The sequence below is a fragment of the Celeribacter naphthalenivorans genome (genome assembly GCF_020524585.1).
Classification (GTDB): Bacteria; Pseudomonadota; Alphaproteobacteria; order Rhodobacterales; family Rhodobacteraceae; genus Celeribacter; species Celeribacter naphthalenivorans.
Genome location: NZ_JAIVLK010000005.1, coordinates 46,185 through 65,909, shown reverse-complemented (window position 1 = coordinate 65,909; position 19,725 = coordinate 46,185). Strand labels below are relative to the sequence as shown.

21 protein-coding genes are annotated in these 19,725 nt (G+C 59.6%); 6 read left to right on the top strand and 15 right to left on the bottom strand.

What is annotated here, in order from left to right:
* Nucleotides 1-43: 43 nt before the first annotated feature.
* Nucleotides 44-778, top strand: a complete 735-nt coding sequence (gene ygfZ / locus LC094_RS11795; protein ID WP_226552998.1) for a CAF17-like 4Fe-4S cluster assembly/insertion protein YgfZ — start codon at nt 44-46, stop codon at nt 776-778.
* A 114-nt stretch (nt 779-892) separates the two neighbouring features.
* The gene (locus LC094_RS11790) at nt 893-1,738 is read left to right on the top strand and encodes a BKACE family enzyme (protein ID WP_226552997.1); all 846 of its coding nucleotides are present in this window, start codon (nt 893-895) and stop codon (nt 1,736-1,738) included.
* A gap of 102 nt (nt 1,739-1,840) precedes the next feature.
* Here LC094_RS11790 and efp read toward each other — a convergent pair whose 3' ends face one another.
* Nucleotides 1,841-2,404, bottom strand: coding sequence for an elongation factor P (gene efp, locus LC094_RS11785; RefSeq protein ID WP_226552996.1), 564 nt, complete (start codon nt 2,402-2,404; stop codon nt 1,841-1,843).
* A gap of 271 nt (nt 2,405-2,675) precedes the next feature.
* Between efp and LC094_RS11780 the strand changes: the two genes are divergently transcribed.
* From LC094_RS11780 to LC094_RS11770, 3 genes are all read left to right on the top strand, one after another.
* Nucleotides 2,676-2,996, top strand: coding sequence for a DUF6280 family protein (locus LC094_RS11780; protein WP_043868949.1), 321 nt, complete (start codon nt 2,676-2,678; stop codon nt 2,994-2,996).
* A 91-nt stretch (nt 2,997-3,087) separates the two neighbouring features.
* Nucleotides 3,088-3,579, top strand: coding sequence for a cupin domain-containing protein (locus LC094_RS11775; RefSeq protein ID WP_226552995.1), 492 nt, complete (start codon nt 3,088-3,090; stop codon nt 3,577-3,579).
* A 55-nt stretch (nt 3,580-3,634) separates the two neighbouring features.
* A complete protein-coding gene (locus LC094_RS11770) occupies nt 3,635-5,095 on the top strand; it encodes a cobyric acid synthase (protein WP_226552994.1) in 1,461 nt (486 codons plus the stop codon).
* Nucleotides 5,096-5,143: 48 nt separating this feature from the next.
* Here the strand turns inward: LC094_RS11770 and LC094_RS11765 are convergent, their stop codons facing one another.
* The 11 genes from LC094_RS11765 to LC094_RS11715 all read right to left on the bottom strand — a co-directional run bounded on the left by LC094_RS11765 (nt 5,144) and on the right by LC094_RS11715 (nt 14,144).
* On the bottom strand, nt 5,144-6,322 hold the full coding sequence (locus tag LC094_RS11765; protein WP_226552993.1) for a hypothetical protein: 1,179 nt from the start codon (nt 6,320-6,322) through the stop codon (nt 5,144-5,146).
* A 200-nt stretch (nt 6,323-6,522) separates the two neighbouring features.
* Nucleotides 6,523-7,914, bottom strand: a complete 1,392-nt coding sequence (locus LC094_RS11760) for a TolC family outer membrane protein (RefSeq protein WP_226552992.1) — start codon at nt 7,912-7,914, stop codon at nt 6,523-6,525.
* 64 nt (nt 7,915-7,978) lie between these two features.
* The gene (locus LC094_RS11755) at nt 7,979-8,632 is read right to left on the bottom strand and encodes a protein-L-isoaspartate O-methyltransferase family protein (RefSeq protein ID WP_226552991.1); all 654 of its coding nucleotides are present in this window, start codon (nt 8,630-8,632) and stop codon (nt 7,979-7,981) included.
* A gap of 641 nt (nt 8,633-9,273) precedes the next feature.
* On the bottom strand, nt 9,274-9,498 hold the full coding sequence (locus tag LC094_RS11750; RefSeq protein ID WP_226552990.1) for a hypothetical protein: 225 nt from the start codon (nt 9,496-9,498) through the stop codon (nt 9,274-9,276).
* Between the two features lie 62 nt (nt 9,499-9,560).
* Entirely contained in the window at nt 9,561-10,352 is a 792-nt protein-coding gene (locus tag LC094_RS11745) for a lysozyme (protein WP_226552989.1), read from the bottom strand.
* Between the two features lie 5 nt (nt 10,353-10,357).
* On the bottom strand, nt 10,358-11,032 hold the full coding sequence (locus LC094_RS11740) for a hypothetical protein (protein ID WP_226552988.1): 675 nt from the start codon (nt 11,030-11,032) through the stop codon (nt 10,358-10,360).
* Nucleotides 11,029-11,355 (bottom strand): hypothetical protein, encoded by a 327-nt coding sequence (locus LC094_RS11735; RefSeq protein WP_226552987.1) that lies wholly within the window; start codon nt 11,353-11,355, stop codon nt 11,029-11,031. The genes LC094_RS11740 and LC094_RS11735 overlap by 4 nt, the downstream gene beginning before the upstream one ends.
* Nucleotides 11,352-12,464 carry a phage head spike fiber domain-containing protein gene (locus tag LC094_RS11730; RefSeq protein ID WP_226552986.1) on the bottom strand — a complete coding sequence of 371 codons (1,113 nt, stop codon included), beginning with the start codon at nt 12,462-12,464 and terminating at the stop codon, nt 11,352-11,354. Before LC094_RS11730 ends, LC094_RS11735 begins: the two co-directional genes overlap by 4 nt.
* Complete coding sequence (locus tag LC094_RS11725) at nt 12,464-12,916, bottom strand: hypothetical protein (RefSeq protein ID WP_226552985.1); 453 nt, start codon at nt 12,914-12,916, stop codon at nt 12,464-12,466. Before LC094_RS11725 ends, LC094_RS11730 begins: the two co-directional genes overlap by 1 nt.
* Nucleotide 12,917: 1 nt before the next feature.
* Nucleotides 12,918-13,838 carry a pyocin knob domain-containing protein gene (locus LC094_RS11720; protein WP_226552984.1) on the bottom strand — a complete coding sequence of 307 codons (921 nt, stop codon included), beginning with the start codon at nt 13,836-13,838 and terminating at the stop codon, nt 12,918-12,920.
* 12 nt (nt 13,839-13,850) lie between these two features.
* On the bottom strand, nt 13,851-14,144 hold the full coding sequence (locus LC094_RS11715) for a hypothetical protein (RefSeq protein WP_226552983.1): 294 nt from the start codon (nt 14,142-14,144) through the stop codon (nt 13,851-13,853).
* Nucleotides 14,145-14,267: 123 nt separating this feature from the next.
* On the opposite strand from LC094_RS11715, the gene LC094_RS11710 reads away from it, so the two are divergent.
* Nucleotides 14,268-14,603 (top strand): hypothetical protein, encoded by a 336-nt coding sequence (locus tag LC094_RS11710; RefSeq protein ID WP_226552982.1) that lies wholly within the window; start codon nt 14,268-14,270, stop codon nt 14,601-14,603.
* 224 nt (nt 14,604-14,827) lie between these two features.
* Here the strand turns inward: LC094_RS11710 and LC094_RS11705 are convergent, their stop codons facing one another.
* From LC094_RS11705 to LC094_RS11695, 3 genes are read right to left on the bottom strand one after another with little or no spacing between them, the layout of a single operon-like run.
* A complete protein-coding gene (locus LC094_RS11705; protein WP_226552981.1) occupies nt 14,828-16,900 on the bottom strand; it encodes a hypothetical protein in 2,073 nt (690 codons plus the stop codon).
* Nucleotides 16,897-18,675, bottom strand: coding sequence for a cell wall hydrolase (locus LC094_RS11700; protein WP_226552980.1), 1,779 nt, complete (start codon nt 18,673-18,675; stop codon nt 16,897-16,899). Before LC094_RS11700 ends, LC094_RS11705 begins: the two co-directional genes overlap by 4 nt.
* Nucleotides 18,675-19,676 carry a tail fiber domain-containing protein gene (locus tag LC094_RS11695; RefSeq protein ID WP_226552979.1) on the bottom strand — a complete coding sequence of 334 codons (1,002 nt, stop codon included), beginning with the start codon at nt 19,674-19,676 and terminating at the stop codon, nt 18,675-18,677. The genes LC094_RS11700 and LC094_RS11695 overlap by 1 nt, the downstream gene beginning before the upstream one ends.
* Between the last annotated feature and the right edge of the window lie 49 nt (nt 19,677-19,725).

The window sequence follows — 19,725 nt, the reverse complement described above, 5'->3', positions numbered from 1 at the left end:
TCTCCTTCCTATATGAAGGGCAACAAAAGGGGAAAGGGTTCACATGACTGACCACGCGCGCAAAGTGATCGAAATCTCGGGTGAAGACCGGCTGCACTTCTTGCAAGGCATGATCACCAATGATGTCAAAGGCCTTGAGACCGGCGCGGTCTATGCCGCGCTTTTGACGCCGCAGGGCAAATTCCTCGTCGATTTCTTCCTCGTCCCCGAGGGCGACGTGGTGCTGATGGACATCCCGGCCTCTGAAGAAGAGAGCCTGATGAAGCGCCTCACCATGTATAAATTGCGCTCGAAAGTCACGCTGACCTCGACGGATCGCGTGGTGTCTCGGGGCTTGGGCACAGCTCCTGAGGGCGCCTTTCAAGATCCCCGCACGCCCGAGATGGGCTGGCGTGCCTATGACGGGCGGCCCTCGGAGAACGTCGATTGGGATGCGATCCGCGTGGCGCATTGCGTGCCGGAGTTTGGCGTGGAACTCACCCCGGACACGTTCATCTTGGAAGCAGGTTTCGCGCAGCTGCACGGCGTGAACTTCAAGAAAGGCTGTTATGTCGGCCAGGAAGTCACCGCCCGGATGCACCACAAGACCGAGCTGCGCAAAGGCTTGAAACAGGTCGAGATCACCGGCGCTGCCCCCGTCGGCACCGAGATTTTGACCGAGGATGGCAAGACCGCAGGCACGCTGTTCACCCAATCCGGCGGACGCGCCATCGCCTATCTGCGCTATGATCGGGCCAAGGGCACACTCAAGGCCGGTGAGGCTCTCATCACGCTTTAACAAAATCGCAAACTCTTTTCTGTTCAATTCGCGCAGGTGTCGCCATGATGGGCGCGCCTACGGGAGGCAATTTGTACGCCGTAACGGCAGTCCGATTGAAAGGAAAAGGCGACCATGAGCGATGTCGCGGGCAAACCCTGTATTATTTGTGTGGCGATCACCGGCTCCTTGCCGACCAAGGCCGACAACCCGGCTGTGCCGATCACCATTTCCGAACAGATCGAAAGCACCCATGAGGCCTATGAGGCGGGGGCTTCCATCGCGCATTGCCATGTCCGCGACGACGAGGGCAAACCGACCTCTGACCCCGAACGTTTCGGGCGGTTGATGGAGGGGATTCAGCTTCACTGTCCCGGCATGATCGTTCAGCTGTCGACTGGCGGTCGCTCCGGCGCGGGCAAGACGCGCGGTGGCATGTTGTCCCTGCGCCCGCCGATGGCCTCGCTGTCCGTGGGCTCGAACAATTTTCCGACCCGTGTCTATGAGAACCCGCCGGACCTTGTCGATTGGCTCGCCTCGGAAATGAAGACCTTTGGTGTCAAACCGGAGATCGAGGCCTTCGATCTGTCGCATATCTACAAAGCCCACGACATGATGGAACACGCCCAGATCGGCGCGCGGCCTTATGTGCAATTCGTCATGGGGGTGAAAAACGCCATGCCAGCGGTCAAACGAGTGTTCGATATTTATGTCGACACGGTGCATGATCTGTTCGGCGATGATATTCCGTGGTGTGCGGCGGGCATCGGGCGGCATCAGCTCGAGGTCAACGAATGGGCCGCAGCCGCAGGTGGTCACCTGCGCACAGGGCTTGAGGACAACATCCGCCTCGACAAAAACACCCTTGCGCCCTCGAATGCGGCTTTGGTGGAGCTCGCGGCTCTGGCCGCCCAGCGCCACAACCGCCCTATCGCGACCCCGTCGCAGGCCCGTAAAATCCTTGGCCTTCGGGCGGGGTAATCCTCGCCCCCCCTGGAAAAAAAAGCCGCCCGAAAGGAGCGGCTTTTTTAATTTCAGCGAAAGACCTTAGCGTCAGGCGCGCTCCGAGTATTCCGTCGTGCCTCAGGCACGCTCCGAGTACTCCATGGTCTCGGTGTTCACCACGATGTCCTCATCGGTGCCCACGAACGGCGGCACCATGACGCGCACGCCGTTGTCGAGCATAGCGGGTTTGAAGGAGTTCGCAGCCGTCTGGCCTTTGACGACCGGCTCGGTTTCGACGATTTTGCAGACGACTTTCTGCGGCAAGGTCGCGTTCAGCGCCTCTTCCTCATAGAATTCCACGACGATGGTCATGCCGTCCTGAAGGAACGGGCGGCGTTCGCCCAGAATGTCAGCGGGGATCGTGACCTGTTCATAGGTCTCGGTGTCCATGATGTTCAAAAGACCGTCGCTCTCATAAAGGAACTGCATGTCTTTCTGCTCAAGACGCACGCGCTCGACCTTGTCGGCGGAACGGAAGCGCTCGTTGAGCTTGCGCCCATCGCGGAGGTTTTTCATTTCGACCTGAGCAAAGGCGCCGCCCTTGCCGGGCTTCACGTGGTCGACTTTCACAGCGGCCCAAAGGCCCCCGTCATGTTCCAGCACATTGCCGGGGCGGATTTCGTTACCGTTGATTTTGGGCATGTCACTAAACCGTGGCGTTTGGTTGAAGATATCTCAGCGCACCCTATATCTGGCCAGTCGCAGGCTGACAAGGCTCACGACGTCTGCCCTTTTGGGCGCGCAAGTGTATGGAGTACCGCTTTGTCTCGTCGGGTCGGGGCAGGATGATGGCGCGAACAGATATGCAGCAAATGCAACTTAGATATGCATTTGCGTTGTATCCGAATCGTTACAAACCTGCCATAAGGGCCCGCACGCCAGAAAGACAAGAGCAATAATACAAGGATAACTCATGGCTGAGTTCGTGGATGGCACCGCATTCAATTACGAGCAAGGACAACGCGCACGCAAACTTTTTGCCGCTGTTGTTTTGGCTGCGCTCGATGATGCGATCGCCGATGACAAAAAATATGGCAATGGCCCGGAACAGATCGCCCGCTGGGCGCGGTCTCGTGATGGCCGTGAAGTTCTGTCCTGTGCCGGCATCGACCCGTGTGAACGTGTCGTCTCCGGTCTGATGGAATTCGTCTCTAAAGGCATTCGGACCTCCGTCGCGCTCTCGCGCGAGGAAAGCGAACGTCGTCACGCCCAAGAGGCTGCAGAGGCCGCGTAAATACGCAATTGCCGATGTTTTGAACAAGACGCGCCAAGCTGCTGGCGCGTCTTTTCTTTTGCGCGCATGCTATCTTTCAAAGGAGAGCCACATGAGCAAGAAAATCGACATAGCCGCTATCTCGCCCAAGATCGGCACCCTCTACCCGCCGCCGCACCACCTCGGCACTCGCGACCGCGTCAAACGCGCGCTTGGCGATCAGGCGGGGCTGACACAATTCGGCGTCAACCTGACCACTCTGCCGCCCGGCAGCAGTTCCGCCCTACCCCATTGGCACGAACAGGAAGACGAGTTTGTCTATATCGTCGCGGGTCACCCGACGCTGGTCTACGGCGAGACCGAAGAACACCTTTCGCCGGGAGATTGTGCAGGCTTCAAAGCCGGCGTTGAGGTCGGCCACGCCCTGCGCAACGACACCGACAGCGATGTGGTCGTGCTTGAAATCGGCTCGCGCAAAGCCGGCGAGCGGGTTTATTACCCCGGGCTCGATCTGATGGCGGACACCGACAAAGACAATTTCTATTTCCATCTCGACGGCACCCCCTATCCGGGCATCCGCCGCCGTGGCCCCGGCGAGGATTAACCCCTTCCCTCTTCATTGCAGCTCAAATACTCAGGAGCACAAAAGGGAGAGGTATATGGCCAAGGCGATCATGATCCAGGGCACGGGCTCTAACGTGGGCAAATCCATGTTGGTGGCGGGGCTGTGCCGGGCCTTCACCCGTCGCGGGCTCAAAGTCGCGCCTTTCAAGCCGCAAAACATGTCGAACAATGCCGCCGTGACCCAAGATGACGGCGAAATCGGCCGCGCGCAGGCGCTTCAGGCCCGGGCCTGCGGCCTCACTCCGCATTCCGACATGAACCCCGTGCTGTTAAAGCCTGAAAGCGAAAGCGGCGCGCAGGTCGTGGTGCAAGGCAAACGCATGGGCACGCTCAAGGCACGCGATTATGGTCAGGAAAAGCCCAACCTGATGCCCAAAGTGTTGGAAAGCTTCCACCGCCTTGCCGCCCCCGCCGATCTCGTGGTGATCGAAGGCGCCGGAAGCCCGGCGGAGACCAATCTGCGAAAAGGCGACATTGCCAATATGGGCTTTGCCGAGGCTGCCGATCTGCCCGTCATTTTGGTCGGCGACATCGACCGGGGCGGCGTGATCGCACAGCTGGTCGGCTCTCACACTGTGCTCTCGTCCGAAGATCGCGCGCGCATCCGGGGCTTTGCCGTCAACAAATTTCGGGGTGATCCAAAACTGTTCGAGGAAGGTTCGAAAGACATCGCCCAGCGCACCGGTTGGGCCGATCTTGGCACGCTGCCGTGGTTTCCCGAGGCGCATCGCCTGCCCGCAGAGGATGTGATGGAGATCAGCTCTCGCGGAGGTGGCAAGATCAAGATCGCCGTGCCAAAACTCTCGCGGATCGCGAATTTCGACGATCTCGACCCGCTCGCCGCAGAACCCGATGTGACGGTGCAGATTGTGGAACCGGGCCAGCCCCTGCCCGGCGAGGCCGATCTGGTGCTGCTCCCCGGCACGAAATCGACGCTCGGCGATCTGGCGTTTTTCCGGGCGCAGGGCTGGGACATCGACCTGCACGCTCATCTCCGGCGCGGCGGTCATGTTTTAGGGATTTGCGGCGGATATCAGATGCTTGGCCAGTGGATTGACGACCCGGACGGCATCGAAGGGCCAAAAGGACGTCATCCGGGCCTTGGATATTTGAACATCGAGACCACGATGGGCGGCGACAAAAGGTTGGCCGAGGTGGTGGCGACAGATCACGCCAGCGGGCATGAGCTGCGCGCCTATGAAATCCACATCGGGCGCACCGACGGTCCCGACATGGCCCGCGCTTGGCTCACCGTGGAGGGACGTCCCGAAGGCGCCGCGTCAGAGGACGGGCGCGTGATGGGATGCTATCTGCATGGATTGTTCACGGCGGATTTGTTTCGTGCGGCCTATTTGGCACGGTTTGGCGCGGAAACCACTGGGATGAATTTCGACGCCACGGTGGAGCAGACACTGGATGCGCTGGCCGACCATATCGAGGCCCATCTGGACCTCGACCAGATTTACGCGCTGGCCGAAGAGATCAAAGCGGTCTAACGCAGTCCTCCAAAAGAAGGTGTCAGATTATAAAGCGGAATGCTTTGATCACTCAAACTCGCGCAGGGTCAGCGCGCGTTGCACCTCGCGGCGCACCAAGCGGCGGACATTGCGGGTGATGCGCTGGCCCAGCTCGCCCTGCAATTCTTCACGAATCACCTGAGCGATCAGATCGCGCAAAGCTTCCTCGTCGAGGATGTCCTCATCGGCGTAGCCCGCCAGAGCAAGCTCCTCTTCAAGGCTCGGATCGGGATCGGGCGCAACGCCTTGCGCGGGCGTTTCATCCTCTGCGATCTCTGCGTCTTCGATGTCCGCCACATCCTCAACAGAGGCGTCCTCAACCGCGTCTTGCGCAGACTGAAACGCGGTTTCCTCGATCACCTCGGCATCGGCGATCTCATCCATCGCGTCACTTACGTATTCAGCATTGGCCTGCTCATCATTGGCCCGCACATCGTTTGCCTGATCTTCCGCCTGTGTCATCGCAGCTCCGTCAGCCTCATACGCGTCCTCCGCCTCGTCCTCAGACGGCGTTTCATCAGACTTCATTTCAAACGGCATGGGGGCTATCCCCCCGAAAGGAAGCACCCGTGCCCCCGGCTCTGTAAAGACGCGCGGCATCGCGCGCGGGATTTCCGCCTCCAGATCCTCGGACCCGTCCGGCTCCCATTCCATCCCCCAGGCTTTTCCTTGCGCTCCGACAGCGACTTCCAACTCGGCAATGCGCTGTTCGAGCGACAGGCGTGCGACATGGGCCGCGGCAACCTCGTCGGGTGTGTCGTCCAGCTCGGCGCTCCAATCCTCGGTCTCGCCTTCGGGCTCCGTGGGCTGCTGAGCGGCGGCCTGCACCTCATCTGAGACGAGGGTTTCGAGCTCGGCCTCCGGTGCCCGCTCCTCTTGCGGAACATGCACGGCCTGCTCCATCGACAGGACCAAAGGCGCGACAGGCTCGTGAGTGGTCGTGTTGGCCCGCGTCACGGCCGTTTTCTCCACCCGAAAATCGGGCGTCAAAACAAGGGCCGCCGGAGCGGGGCTTGTGTCTTTTGCTTTGGAAGGCGTCTCGCGTGGCGCATCTGCGGTCAGCGGCGACTGCGCGGGATTTGCCTGCGTCGCACCCTGCCCGGCCCCAAACCCATGGTTAGGGATATGGCTGTGGGTTTCCGCCACCAAACGGCGGATCGAAGCCAAGACTTCGTCCGCATCAAGATTTGTCATCGGATCAGACATCCCGACTCCCCTTACACTCCCACCAATGGTAGCCAGCTTCCACTTTACATACAATAAAGCGTTTTTCGTTTAATCTGTTTCAGATGGAGCGAAAAACGTTGCTACACTGAATTTATGGTGCTGCGTGTCTGAAACGCAAACCCCCGCACGTCGGTTTCCGACATGCGGGGGCGTTTTCACCTAACCGAAGGCTTCGGCTGTTATTTTTTCATCAAACCTTCCAACACGCGGTCCAGCTTTTCGCCTTGCGGGCTGACATAGCGGGTCGGCGCGTTTTTGACGGCATTGTAATAGGCTGCGGGGTCATAGACCGGGACGTTGAGCTTCAACTGCTCGACGGTCAGCATGCCCAGCGATTGCAGCACCGCGTAGGATTGGGTTTCGCGCGCGATACGGGCCTGAATGGCCGAGACCTGCGCATCGAGGAGATCCTGTTCCGCGTCCAGCACGTCGAGCGTGGTCGCAGCCCCCAGATCGGCCTCTTCGCGCACACCGTCATAGGCCACACGCTGGGCCTGAACATAGGCGTTCGACGCGCTTTCAGAGGCTGCGAACACAGAGAGCATGGCCCAGTTCGTGCGCACGCCCTGCTCCACTTCGCGAGAGGTTTGCAGCAATTCAGCCCGCGCCGCATCGCGGTTGGCAATCGCCCCCCGCACGCCGGAGGCCACGGCCCCACCGGAATAGATTGTGCCAGAAACACCGAGACCGATCGAGGTGGTGTCATCGTCGAAACTGTCGGAATAGCTCTGGGTCACAGAGCCGGACACGGTCGGGAACATATTGCGCTCGGCGATATCGACGGCGATGTCCTGGGCGGTGGCCTGGTGTTGCAGAGCAATGATGCCCGGATGGCGTTGGCGCGCGGTCGAGACCGCAGCCTCAAGCGTCGGCACCGGCAATGTGATATTGGGCGGGGTCGACAGCGACGTCGGGTAATGCCCCACGGCGACCTTATAGGTCTCACGCGCAGCAGAGAGCGTGCCCTGCGCGGAGGCCAAATCGGCGCGCACGGAGGCCAGCTGCGCCTCGAATTGTGCGACTTCGGTGCGGGTGATTTCACCGACTTCGAACCGGTCCTGCGCAGCGCGAAGGTTCTGTTGGTTCAAACGCACGGCATTCTGACGCAGATTGACCAGCGCCTGCGCCTCACGCACGCTCATATAGGCGTCGACCGCAGAGGCCAAAACGGCCTGTTCGACATTGACCAAAGAGGCCCGCGTCGCCAGCACGACCTCTTTTTGCAGATCAACCGAAAGCTTGTTGCGACCGAAGGTGTAGATGTCCATGGAGGCAATAAAGGACAGCGTGTCACTCCAGTCGGACCAGACATCGCCGGTTTGGAACCCACGTTCTTTGCCGACCTGATAGTTATACGACAGAGACGGGCGCAGATCGGACAGCGCAGAGGCTACCCCCTCATCCGCCGCACGCAACGTGGCGCGGTTCTGTTCCAGAAGTCCCGAATTCTTATATGCCGACGCCAGCGCATCCCCAAGCGTTTCCGCCCAAGATGCCACCGGCATCGCGCCCATGCCCAGTGATGCCACACCGGCATACAGTGCATTCCTGATTGTCTTGCTCTTGCTCATTGGCCTCATGCCCCTTTGTTATCTCGAACGCCGGGGCCTTCCCGGCCAATCCTACGTTCGCATCTTATAGCGCGAATTGCGCGTCTTTTACAAAACCCGGCAGTACCGGCGCGGTGGCATTAAACGCCATTCGCCATGTAATTGCACCGTCTATCTTGTACCCAATACGCACGATGCCAAGGGCTCCGTCGAGAAAAATAGCACAGATGCGCCCTTTTTCCTTCACCTGCGACAGAATTTCATCAGGCATTTCTTCAACACCGCCTTGCAAGATCACAACATCATAGGGTCCATGCTGTGCCGCGCCCTTCGCAATCGGCCCGGTTTCCAGGATGACATTGTCCGATCCGTTGGCGGTCAGAGCACTTGCGGCCTCTGTGGCCAGTGTCTCGTCTTCTTCGACGGCCACCACCGCCTGCGCCATGCGCGCGATGACGGCGGAGGAGTAGCCCATGGCACATCCCAGATCGAGCACCAGCTCGTCGTTTTCGATGTTCAGCACATCCAGCATCTTCGCCAGAACGCGCGGATCGAGCACCACACGGTTGTTGCCGAGATCGACATGTTCGCCGACATAGGCACCTGCACGTTTTGCGGTCGGCACGAAATTTTCGCGCGGCACGCTCAACATGGCTTCGATGATCGGGAATTTGGTCACATCGGAGGGGCGAACCTGCGTGTCGACCATAGTGGTGCGGAGCTGGGTGAAATCTGGCATGGGCTGAACTCTTTCGTTCATGGGCATCTCTTTGGTCGTTTTGCCATAAGCCTCCGGCAGGGGCAACATATCAATGCACCTGCGGAAACTGGCAAAAGGCGGCTTGCGTAGGTTTCAAGCATGGTATAGACAGCGGCACACCATTTCAGGCGAGTTGGCGGAGTGGTGACGCAGCGGATTGCAAATCCGAAGCAAGGCGCGAAGAAAGCGCAACGAAATCAATCAGAATCACTTAAAGCGTTTGAACTTTTCACCCGCAGAAACGGCGTGAACAAAGCAAGAATGTTCTAACAGCCTGAGCGCTTCAAAGTCTCCGCAGCAACATACCCGTGCCGCAGGTCATCCGGACGCTCCCCGCACTTCGAGCAGACGAAGCGGCGCAATATCTCTTCCCGAGTCCCCTCCTGTCGGTCGAGCGTGACGCTATGACCACAGGAACAATATATCCATGTAACGTTTCGGCCTGACATATTAAGACTGTCCGTTGTAAAACTTGGCGCGCAGGCTATGAAATCAAAGCCTGAATTTCAACGCTCAGCTATTCCACCACCCCGTTCGCCGCACCGCACTCAACCAGCGCCTGACGGTCGCGCGCCCAGAACCGGAACGCCTCGCCTTGGCCTATTGCACGGTCAGGAAGATCAACGGGCGGGCGGCACGGGGTGCTGGATGGCATCGAGCGCGCGCACCCGGCCATCATCAAAACCGCAAGCATCAGCATTGGGTAGCGCATTTGCTGTCTCCATGATCTCTTCGAATTCGCCGCGCAGGGCCGTGATGGTTGCGGCGGTATCGGTCAGGTCTTTGACCGCCCCCTCCGCCGTGACAGCCCGCTCAGTCGCCCATGCGAGCCTGACACGTTCCAAGCGCCACGTCTGGACGCCAGCGGCCACTACAGCGGCAAAGAGGGCTATGGCGAGCGCGCGATTCATGACAGGCCCGACAGATCGCCACGGCACACGGCCAGATCATCTTGGCGCCGATTTACAAGGCCCTGATACACCCGCCCCCCGGCTTTGTTGTACCAGGTGACCGCATAGCAGGCCCCATCGACATTGCCAGCCGCCAGCCGCTTTGCCGCCGTGCTGCGCGCCGCCGCGCCCCAGCCGACATTGTAGCTCAGATCGGTGAAGGCCGAATTGATGAACTCATCCATATACAGCCAAGCATCTTGCGGCATGAGACGGTTGAAGTTCACCATGTATTCGCGGACCTCTTCGGCAAGCATTGCCTCCGCCTTTGCCCGCGTGATGCACGGCGTGTTCATGGTGATGCCGCGTGTCGATCCAAAGCCAATCGTCGGCACATCGCCTTTCACCGGGATGTAGGGGCAGGAACGGAAGCCCTCCCACTTGGCGATGAGAGGCGTGGCAATCGGAATTGTGTCTGCCTGAATTTGCGCCTTCTGCGCGTCCGAGATCGTCCCGGCCTGTGCCGTCGCGATGCCAAGAAATACGCCGGCCAAAAGAAGCGCGAGCGCCATAGCGATGATCTTGATCCAGTTGCGGATCGTGCCGCCGGGTTGCTGGATGAACCGCAGAACAGCAATGGCCGCAAAGGTCATGGCCGTGACCACCCAGCGAATGAAAGGAGAGACGTCATAGCCGGTGGTCGCGAAATAAATCTCCGGGGCGACCAGCCAGACGAAACCGAAGATCGACAGCCAAAAGGTGTAGCTGAATTTCACGACACGCCCGGCGTCAGGGATAAGTTTAAACATGGTCTTTACTCCAAGATGCGAAAGGGAACTTCAGGACTGCGAAGGGGCGGCACGTTCGGGCATTTCTCCGGCCAATCGACCACGAGGAAGGCAGAGGCAAGATCGGCATCGCTCGTAGGCTGGACGCCCTCGTTGTCAGGGATGCGGGCCGAAAAGCTCACCCTCTGCCAGTCGCCATCGACCAGAAGAGGCGCGACATATCCTACCTCATCCGCGTTCGACTTGTCGCGGAACAGATGCGTTCGACCACCGCCATTGACGAAATAAGCGCGCGAGCGCGGAATGCCGCAGTCACGCTCTTTGCGGATCAGCCAGGACTGATAGACCACGCCGCCAATGCGGCCCGTCGAAACAGAGTTTCCCTTGGCCGAAAATTGCACCGGCGGAGCGGTGCGCTCGATCCGGTCATCCTGCATCTGCGCTACCTCTTCTGAGAGCTTGCGCGTTGTGCTTGTGAGGTTCACCAGCGTTTCACCCATCTCCGCGATAGACGCCTGCTGAGACTGGATGATTTCGGCGCTCACACCCACGCTATCGGCGAGCCACGCGCGCACCTCGACCTCAATGCGAGGGCCAAATGCCCACCACCCCAGCGTTATGACGAACCCGGTCGCCGTGAGCGTGGCCGCTACGTTGCGGATAAAACCGGCGGTCTGTGGACCTACGTTTGGTTTCTTCACGCCACACCCCCAGCCCACACGACAGCCGGTGTCGCGGGTTCAGGCAAATTCTCGGACGGTAGCGCCTCAAGAAAGGCTGTCACATCCGCGCGCCACGACCTGACGTTCAAGTGAAAACCTTCGATCATTTCGCGCTCGGGGTACTCGACGCCCTCCGCATCGGTGAGCATGTTTCCCGTTTCCACATAGATCGGGTCCACCTCTGCAACAGACGCCATATCCTGACGCCAGACTGTTTCGCCAGCGTCGTCCTGCGCAGTGATGATTGAGAGAGCAGCAAGGGCCTCTTCGCGGTCAGCGAATTTCAAGTAGAAGTCGGTCATGCCGCCACCTCCGACACGAGCAGCTTGGAGCATAGGAGGCGCGCCGGAATATTCACCCCGCCGAGTGAGTGTCCGAGGCGCGCAATCGTTGGGGCGGTATATGCGCCGCTTAATGCCGCGCTCACCGTATCACCATTGATCGTCCCGCTGATCGCATCCGGCGTGATGGTCAAGTCAACCTCAAGCGTCTCCCCGAGGGTCGATCCAGAGTAGCTCATGACGCCTTGGCTCGCCCCACCAGCAACCACAGACATCTGGAAGTTCCCCGCCGTTTTGTGACGGTAGAACAATATCCGGTTGTTGGTTGTCCCGTCATCAAGCGCGAATAGGCGGTCGAAATTTCCCGCAATAGCATCAAGGCGGAATGTCCCTCGCACCCGAACGCCGTTGGGATAATCCCCCGTCAGAGGCGCGGTTACGAGGTCTGCGGCGCGAGAGGCTGCGGCCCCATTAGTCGGGATGTAGGAGGTAGGAAGTGGACCTTCTTCGAGTTGAGCACCCCAAATCAAGAAAGAACCCCACCCTGAATTGTTGCGGTCTTGGACTACCAACCCCATACCGTTAGTCCCGTTCCCGGTCCAACTTCCCGAGTGTCTGGTCCACTCGTCAGTTACAGTAATCGGCGTAAGGTACACCAGACCAAGACCAGATCCCCGTATGTGCAGATTGTCATTGCCGCCAATCCATTTGCTCCAAATAGACCCTGTGTAAGTGACACCAGAGGCCGCAGCCGCAGAGATAATATCTAGGAGCTGTACCGCCCCATATTGAGCGAGTATTTCAACCAAAGCGGCAGTCATTGTCCCGTCCGGAGCTTCTGCATAGTTTGGGGTAATAGTTACTCTGGAGGGAGAGTCCTCTGACATACCAAAGCCACCAAAATCACCAGAGTAGGGCATGAGGTTCGTAGCCCCGGCTTCGACAAGAATAGCTTGCCGGCCGTCAAGACAGCCGTAACGGATTTCATTGGCCGCATACGCAAGCAGAGAGCCAGAGCAGTTAAGCGCATAGCCGCCGGTGCTGTTGACGTTGGAAAGGGACGGCATCAATGCGTCGGAGCCACCGAGGAGGGCTACGCTGCCAAGGTCAAATCCGAAGCCGAAGTTCATCAGATCACCGCCGTTTCTGCTTGAGCCCAAGCTGCCCGGATCGCGGCCTCGGACAGATCAACCTCTGGGGCCACTTGTGCCGCAAGCGGCGCAAAAAGCGTCACAGCGACCAGCGTGTCCGCAAGCGTGAAGAACCTGGATGCACGGCGCGCCACAAGTGCCGCATAGGTCGCCCGGTCGGTGTCCTTGGTCGCGGCCTCCATGGCCTCCCACACGTCGCCAAGGCCAGTGTATGCCAAGAGCCACGCAAAGCGAGCCGGTGACAGGTCAGCTGGTGCCGGTGGCGCCGGGACCACAAATACCCATTCGCCATCCTGCCAGTGATAATCCGCACCCGGCTTGAGCGGAACCTGAACCGTTCCCTCTGGATAAGTCGCTCGGACTTCTTCGCTCGGATTAGATGTCGCCTGCCAATACCCGCGATCGGGGTGATAGAATCCAATGTGTGCCATTTTACACGGTCCTCTTAACTTTCCAGCCCAACACGGCCCCCGCGTTGCTTGAGCTAAAATACCCAAGCGGCGGGACAGAGAATGAAATTGACTTGCCGTTATTGCCGCTGATATTGGCGAGCGACACCCAAGTGACACCATCGTGTGAAGCTCGGATGTCGGTGTTGCCAGACCCGGCATTCGTGTCGATCTGCACCACAAACTCAATCTCTCTCGGCTCTGTGTTTTGATACGCAATTCCGCTCGAATATTCGCTCGACGCATCTTCCCATCGTTGCCCCAATCCCGGCACTTCATCCGCCCGCGCCATGCGACCCCAATCACCCCACACGCCAGCTACCTTGCTTCGCGTGTAAACGTCGCCCGTCACTGCATCAGTCGCGGTCACGATGATATTGTCTGCGTCCTCACGCGCGACAGTTGCCGAGCAGTCATTTGCTGACGGGGCATTGGTCGCCCCTGCCGTCAGGATGTAAAATCCGCCAATGTCGATGTCGTCAGCGTCGGTCAGGTCAGACTTCGCCGATTGTGCAACCAAGCCAAGCCCAATTGCATCCCAAAGCTCGTCACCGTCAGCGGCTGGCAGGATATTCGTTCGAACGTGGTCGCTGAGGTCGGTCAGAGCAAGCGTATCTGCCGCCGTGGCATACAGCATCTTGCCTGCCTCAAGCGTGAGTCCTGACAGGCTCGCAAGGTTGGCGTTGTAGGCCTGAACGTTCGTGCCAATAGCAAGCCCGAGGTTTGCGCGAGCCGCGCTCTCTGACGACGCCCCGGTTCCCCCCGCAACAATAGGGCGCGCGGCGTTCGCATCGGACGCGAGGTCTTCGAGCGGTGTATTGTGCTGTGCTGCGGTGGCCGTTTCGTCCGTGACAGCCTCATAACCAACAGGGAGGGTGTAAACGCCGCTTCCATTGCGTGGCATGGTCAGACCTCCTTATGCGTGGCTGATGGAAACGTGACCATCAATGCCGCCGGACGGTCTCGCCCACAGTCGCGCCGCGCTGGAGACGCCGGGGAAAATTTCCGCAAGCGTCCATGTGCTGGGGAGAACTTCACCGGCCTTCAAGGTGATCGAACCGCCTGTGCTGGTCGGCGGTGTCGTGCCGGAAGTCGCTTGGATGTAGACCTCAAGCGCGCCAGCGTTTTGTACGCGAGCCGCCGTAATGTCCGCATCGGTGAGCTGCGTCCAAGTGTCTGCGCTGCATGTTTGGGTGATGTTCTGGGCCATCGTCACTTCTCTCTGTGAAAGTCAGAAAGGCAGTGCCGAATGAGCAGGCCTGTGTTCCCCTAAATTATAGCATGAAAGGTGTGATCTGGTTATGGTGGCGATATTTGATGCAGGGGAATCGTAATGAGATATGTGATTTTGGCGCTGGTGCTGGCTGGTTGTGTTTCCAAAGAGCCTGACGCCTGGACGGCAAGCCCGGAACGAATGAGCGTCTTCGCTAAGGTTTCCGCGCTCTGCGAAATGTATGCTGAAAACGGAACTCCGATGCCGATGATGCAGCATACCATGGCCCCGATCACCGTCACCAGCAACTACGGCGCGACATACACGGCAACTCAGAACCCAATGGGCGCAGGAATGTCCAACATGGGCGCGGCAATCGGCTATCGTGCAAAAATCGACAAGAATTATGAGCGCTGCATGATCATTAATGGCTACTCGAAGGACGAAGGTGATTGACGGCTAGACCATAAATCACCATCTTAAGCCGATGGACGGATTATTTTTCCTGCAAATTGCCTCCGCTGTTTTAGCGGCCAACGCCCTCACGTTATGGTGGGCATACTCTATGTGGCGCATCACAAAAATCGAGAGGGAAACGGGCGACCCGAAGAACGCTCCGTTCATTCACTTTATTGGAGCTATCGTGCCGCCCGCGGTCATGGGGATCGGCGCTTATTTCCTCACCTGACCGGCACCGCCTCGCGGCCAATAGATCGCATCAGAGCCTCGGCCACTCGCTTCTGCCCCTGAGACATGGCTTCCTCTCGCAGCGCCTTTTGCAGCGCCTGCTCAGGGTTTCCGCTCATGAGCATCTTGGCAATGAGAGACCGCGTTGCCTCATTCTGCCCGGTCGCGATGGGTCCGACAGCAGCGCCGACATTCTGAACCGCACTCCCCAATTCCAAGTTTCCGACATCCCGCAAGGCACGGAAGATATTTTGCATCGGACCAAGGTCGCGAATATCTTCGAGATTGTCAGCCGTGCGCGATCCGCCAAGGGCGCGGTTCTGCGTGTCCCACATAGCATTCTCGCGCGCGATCCGGTCGCGGAACAGGCGCGGGTCAACAGCCATGGCGTCAGCTTCCTGTGCCGCCTTCGTGCTTGTGAACGCCTTTGCGCGGTTTGCGGTCGGAGAGGTGCTGGCCTCGATCTTCGCCAATGCTCTATCACCATACCCAACGCGCGCCGCTGCCTGCTGGTCGGGCGTCATCGCTTGGAACTGCGGAATGGTGTCTGCCGCCCTTGCGCTTGGTCGCGACATAGCCGCGCCTTGGTCAACTGCGCCGATGGTCTGCGATGCCTGTCGGAAACTGTCATTTGCTGCGCGATAGCCGTCAGACGCGCTCTCAAGCGCTTGGTCGAGAGCCTGCGACAGCTTTGTAAGCTCGCGCGCCTCGTTGTTGCGCCCTGCACGGACGGCCACGCCGATTGCATCCTGCACGTCCTGCTTCACGCCAAGAACGCGGTCAAAGTCGGACAGTTCTCGCGCAATCTCACCATTCGGCGCAGGATCAGCGGCCAAGCGGCTGCGGAACTTCGCAAGCGCCCCGTCGATACCATCGCCGGTCACGTTGCTGCCACGCATTCCGCCGATACGGTCATCAATGACCGACAGAGCGCCACGCACATCAACCGGCCCCGAACCTTGACGCGCTGCATCATACGCCACATCCGCAGCCTGCCCGCGCGCTGCTGTTAGCGCGTCTTTTGCCTGCTGGGCCGTTTGTCGGCGTGTCAGGATTTCAGGGATGCTTCCGGGTTGAACCGGAAGGTTCTGCGGGTTGGTCGTTCCGGTAAATGCATCCTCCACGAACCCTGCAACGCGGTTCGGTTGATCAAGCTGCCTCTGCTGCAAGAATCGCGCAATGTCTTCTGCGCCATCGCCGCCGGATCGCGCAATGCCAGATGCCCGGCGCTGACCCGCCGTCCCGAGCGCATCCATCATGCGGAACTCGGGCTGGCCTTGCGCTATTGCGCGGGCTACATCATCTTGAACGTCCGCAACAGATCGCCCGCTTTTGCGCACGGTGTCGAGAACCACGCGCCCTGCCTTGCTCTGATTTGCCCGACCAAGAGCCGCATCAACACCGCCCGTCACAACATCGCGGCCAGCGCCAAGTGCTTTGGACGCGCCGTGGACTACAGGCGGGGCCATCCCGCCAATAGCGCCACCAGTCGCTGCCATCTTGGCTGCGTCCCCTACGCGATCTGCCGCACCCTCACCCTGCCCAAAGCCAAACAAACCGCCCTCGACAGCGCCCATGCCAGCGCCTCGCGCGGCGGTTCCCATGAGGTTCTTGCCCTGCATCGGTACACCTGCGGCCTTCCAGCCAGAGACAGACGAAGCCACCGCGCCCGGGATCATGCCGCTGTAATAGGCGACCGCGTTGTCATCCTGCGCCCGCCGGTCGGCCTCACGCATCACGGCAAGCTCGTAATCATAGTCATTGCCCATGAGTGCGCGGCCACCCGCCACAGCCTCGTCAAGCATTCCGAAGCCAAGACCCTGCCCTGCGCCGATCATTGCGGCGTTTGCCGTGCCTGTCGGAATGTTCGGGTTTGCAGGAGAGCGCATATCCTCCATTTGGCCGGTCTTCGGATTCATGACCATGCCCTCCGGCGGTGTGCCGTAGGTGCCATCTGCGTTACGCGTGTCTGGCGCACGATACTGCGAAAGCGCGGCCTCAATTTGCTCCATCGGCATATCGTCTGGAAACTCGACTACGCCGACACCGGGGATTTCGATATTCATTGAACTGCCTCGATTTTTCCGGTTTCAGGGTTGAAGCGGTGCGTTGCGGTAGCGCCTTGGCTCGGCCCGTCCTGTTGCGCTCCGCCGAAGCCGAATTGTGCCGCATTTGGATATGCGGACGCCTTCTCCATGATGCCAGAATAAACGTCCTTGAGTCGGTTAAGGTTGCGCTGCAACTGCTCCTTGCTTTGGCTCTGCTGAATGCTGCCAAGAACGGCCTGCAATTCCGTCAATTCGCGTTCAGACACGGCACCGAGAGCGCCCCCTGTCGGGCTTGCTTCGCGCATCTGTTGCAAACGGTCGAATCCGATATTCGCTTGGACCGTGCGAAGCGTGTTTTGTAGATCGTGCGCGTTGGTCCCGCCGAAGTTATCCATAAGGCCGCCAAAGAACCCTGTCGTTCCGGCTTGGTTCGATTGCTCAATTGCGCGATCAATGTCTTGGATAACGATGTTTGCCGCCCGCGCGGCCTGCTCGTCTCGCATCCCCCGTTGCTGTTCTGCCTGCTGCGCCTCAATCGCCGCTGGAGACCCCGGAACAGCCGCAGCCTGCGGAAGGCCGGTTGCAGGGTCAATGACTGGGTTTCCGTCTTGATCCATGACATAGCCATAGTCGGTAGACAGCTTCCCAAGGCCGGGGTTATTTCCGGGCATGTTGTTGTTGATCGTCGTCCCGCCGCCGCCGATCTGTGTCACGCGCCCGTCTGGACCGACATTGAACATCGCATCAGCCATATTACCGGTCATGCCAATATCAGCACCACGCACCTGACGATATTTCGGCGTCGGGTTCTGCATCTGCTGCAATTCAAGCTGCGCCCTCTGCATTTCGATCTGGCGCATCGGGTCCATGGCGTTCATCTGCTGGCCAATGAGGGCATTCAGAACGGCTTTCTGGCCCGGGCTGGCGTATGGGTTGGATGCAAGGTCTGCGAGGCTCTGTAGGTCCATGCCGCCGGATTGCGCAACCTGTGTTCCGCCCGCCGCTCGTGGTTGCGAAGGTGCGCCACCCCGGCCCGCATCCGCGAACCCAAAAACGTGATTTCCGATGCGCTGCCAGTCTCCGCCAGCCTTTTGGCCCCATGCGGGGTTAGCCGCCGCCGGGTTGTAGTAGTGGGTCGCGCCGCCGGTTGGGTCTTGGTATTGGCCGGACAGGATCGCATCGGCCACACGGTAGGCATCCTCTGACGGCTTCATGCGCGCCATATCAAGCCCGCCCTGCCCGTTCGCATACCCTGTCACGCCGTTCCACGCCGAGAACTGCCCCGGCTTCATGATAACGCCATCGAACCCGTCGCCATACCCGCCCGTCTTGCGGCGGTTGTCGATCACAGCGCCAGCGGCGAGCATGCCTTGAGCGCCTTCGCCACCGGCCTCTGCCATGAGCGTTTTCGCCAATAGGTCGCGGTCGCCGCTTGGCTGACCGATCGCTGCCATTGCGTCATCACCGATCCGCGACGGATCATTCAGCGCGCGCGTGTCCTCCATCGGCTCAATGGGCGCATACGGCTCACCAAATCCAGCCTCATATGGCTGAGAGCCTCCGGACCACAGATCGCCCCATGCGCTATCGAACTCGCCGCGCAATTCAGCGTCTCGCGCGTCGGCCTTTTTGCTGAGTGATCGATAAAGCAGAGCATCACCAATCGCGGCCAAGCCTTCGCCAACGTTGCGCGGTGTGCCCTTGCCAAATGCAAGCTGGTCCGCGATTTCGCGCTTGCGCTGCAATTCTTCATAGGTCCAAGGCGTGTCCCCTCCGAAAATGAAGTTCTGCATCACACCGCCTCCAGTTTCGAATAATCCACAGCGAAGAACTCACCGAACCGGCGCACGGCATGCGGGAACTTCTCAAGCACTTCCTGAGCCATGTATCCACGACGCAGCGGCGCGGTGTCAGGCTCCCAGATGTAGCGGTATTCGTAGACGTTCAGGTCACCGGATCGGACAAGGGAAATGTCTTTCTTCAACCTGCGGTCAGACGCCATGATTGCAGCTTTTCCAAGCCCAAACAGCCCGCCCATGATGCCGTTATATCCCGACATTTGGTTCTGATATGCCTGCATGTCTTGGTTGTAGGCGTTGTTGATTAGCCCCGCGTTGTCGGTCGTCGCGATCTGTGACGGCGTGTTCTGGCTGTAGGTCGGCGTTGCGACCTGCGTCCCGCTCATAAGGCCGATGATCTCATTCAGTGGCTGCGTCCGGTTCGTCAGCGCCGTGTTCATGCCGGTGTTGTAGCTGTCCAACATGAACTGGTCGCGCGATGTCTGCTGGCCGCTGTAGAGGTTCTTCATGGCCGCGTCATATGCCGCAGACCCCGGCACAACGCCCTGATTGGCGAGGCGCGTCTCAAGCTGGCTCTGCTGCTGCGCAAGATTGTCGCCGTTGATGCTGTCGTAAAGACCACCGGCCCACGCCTCATGCTCACCCACGCCGTAGGAGAACGGCTGAGACATGTAGTCTTGCAGGAAAGCGCTCTGGTCCGCCCCGAGGCTCGCGAGGTTCTGCTGCGTGATCTGGTTGGTGTCATAGATGCCCTGCGCCGCGTCAGACAGCGACGTGGTGGCCGTGAACGTCGGAATGTCGTAGGTCATCCCGGTGTAAGGGTCGGTGAAGCTGTATGTCCCAGTCTGATCGTAATTCAGCGTCGATCCGTCCGCGCCAATCTGATTGACGTTGCCCAGCATGGTGTTCGCAAGCGCTGTTGCAACGCTTGTGCCGGTTTGTGCGGCGGATGTTTCCTGCGGATCGGGGGCGTCTGGTGCGGATGGTTTTCCCATGGCTCACTCTCGGATTGATTATTTCCGGGCAGTGCCAATGAGCAGGCCG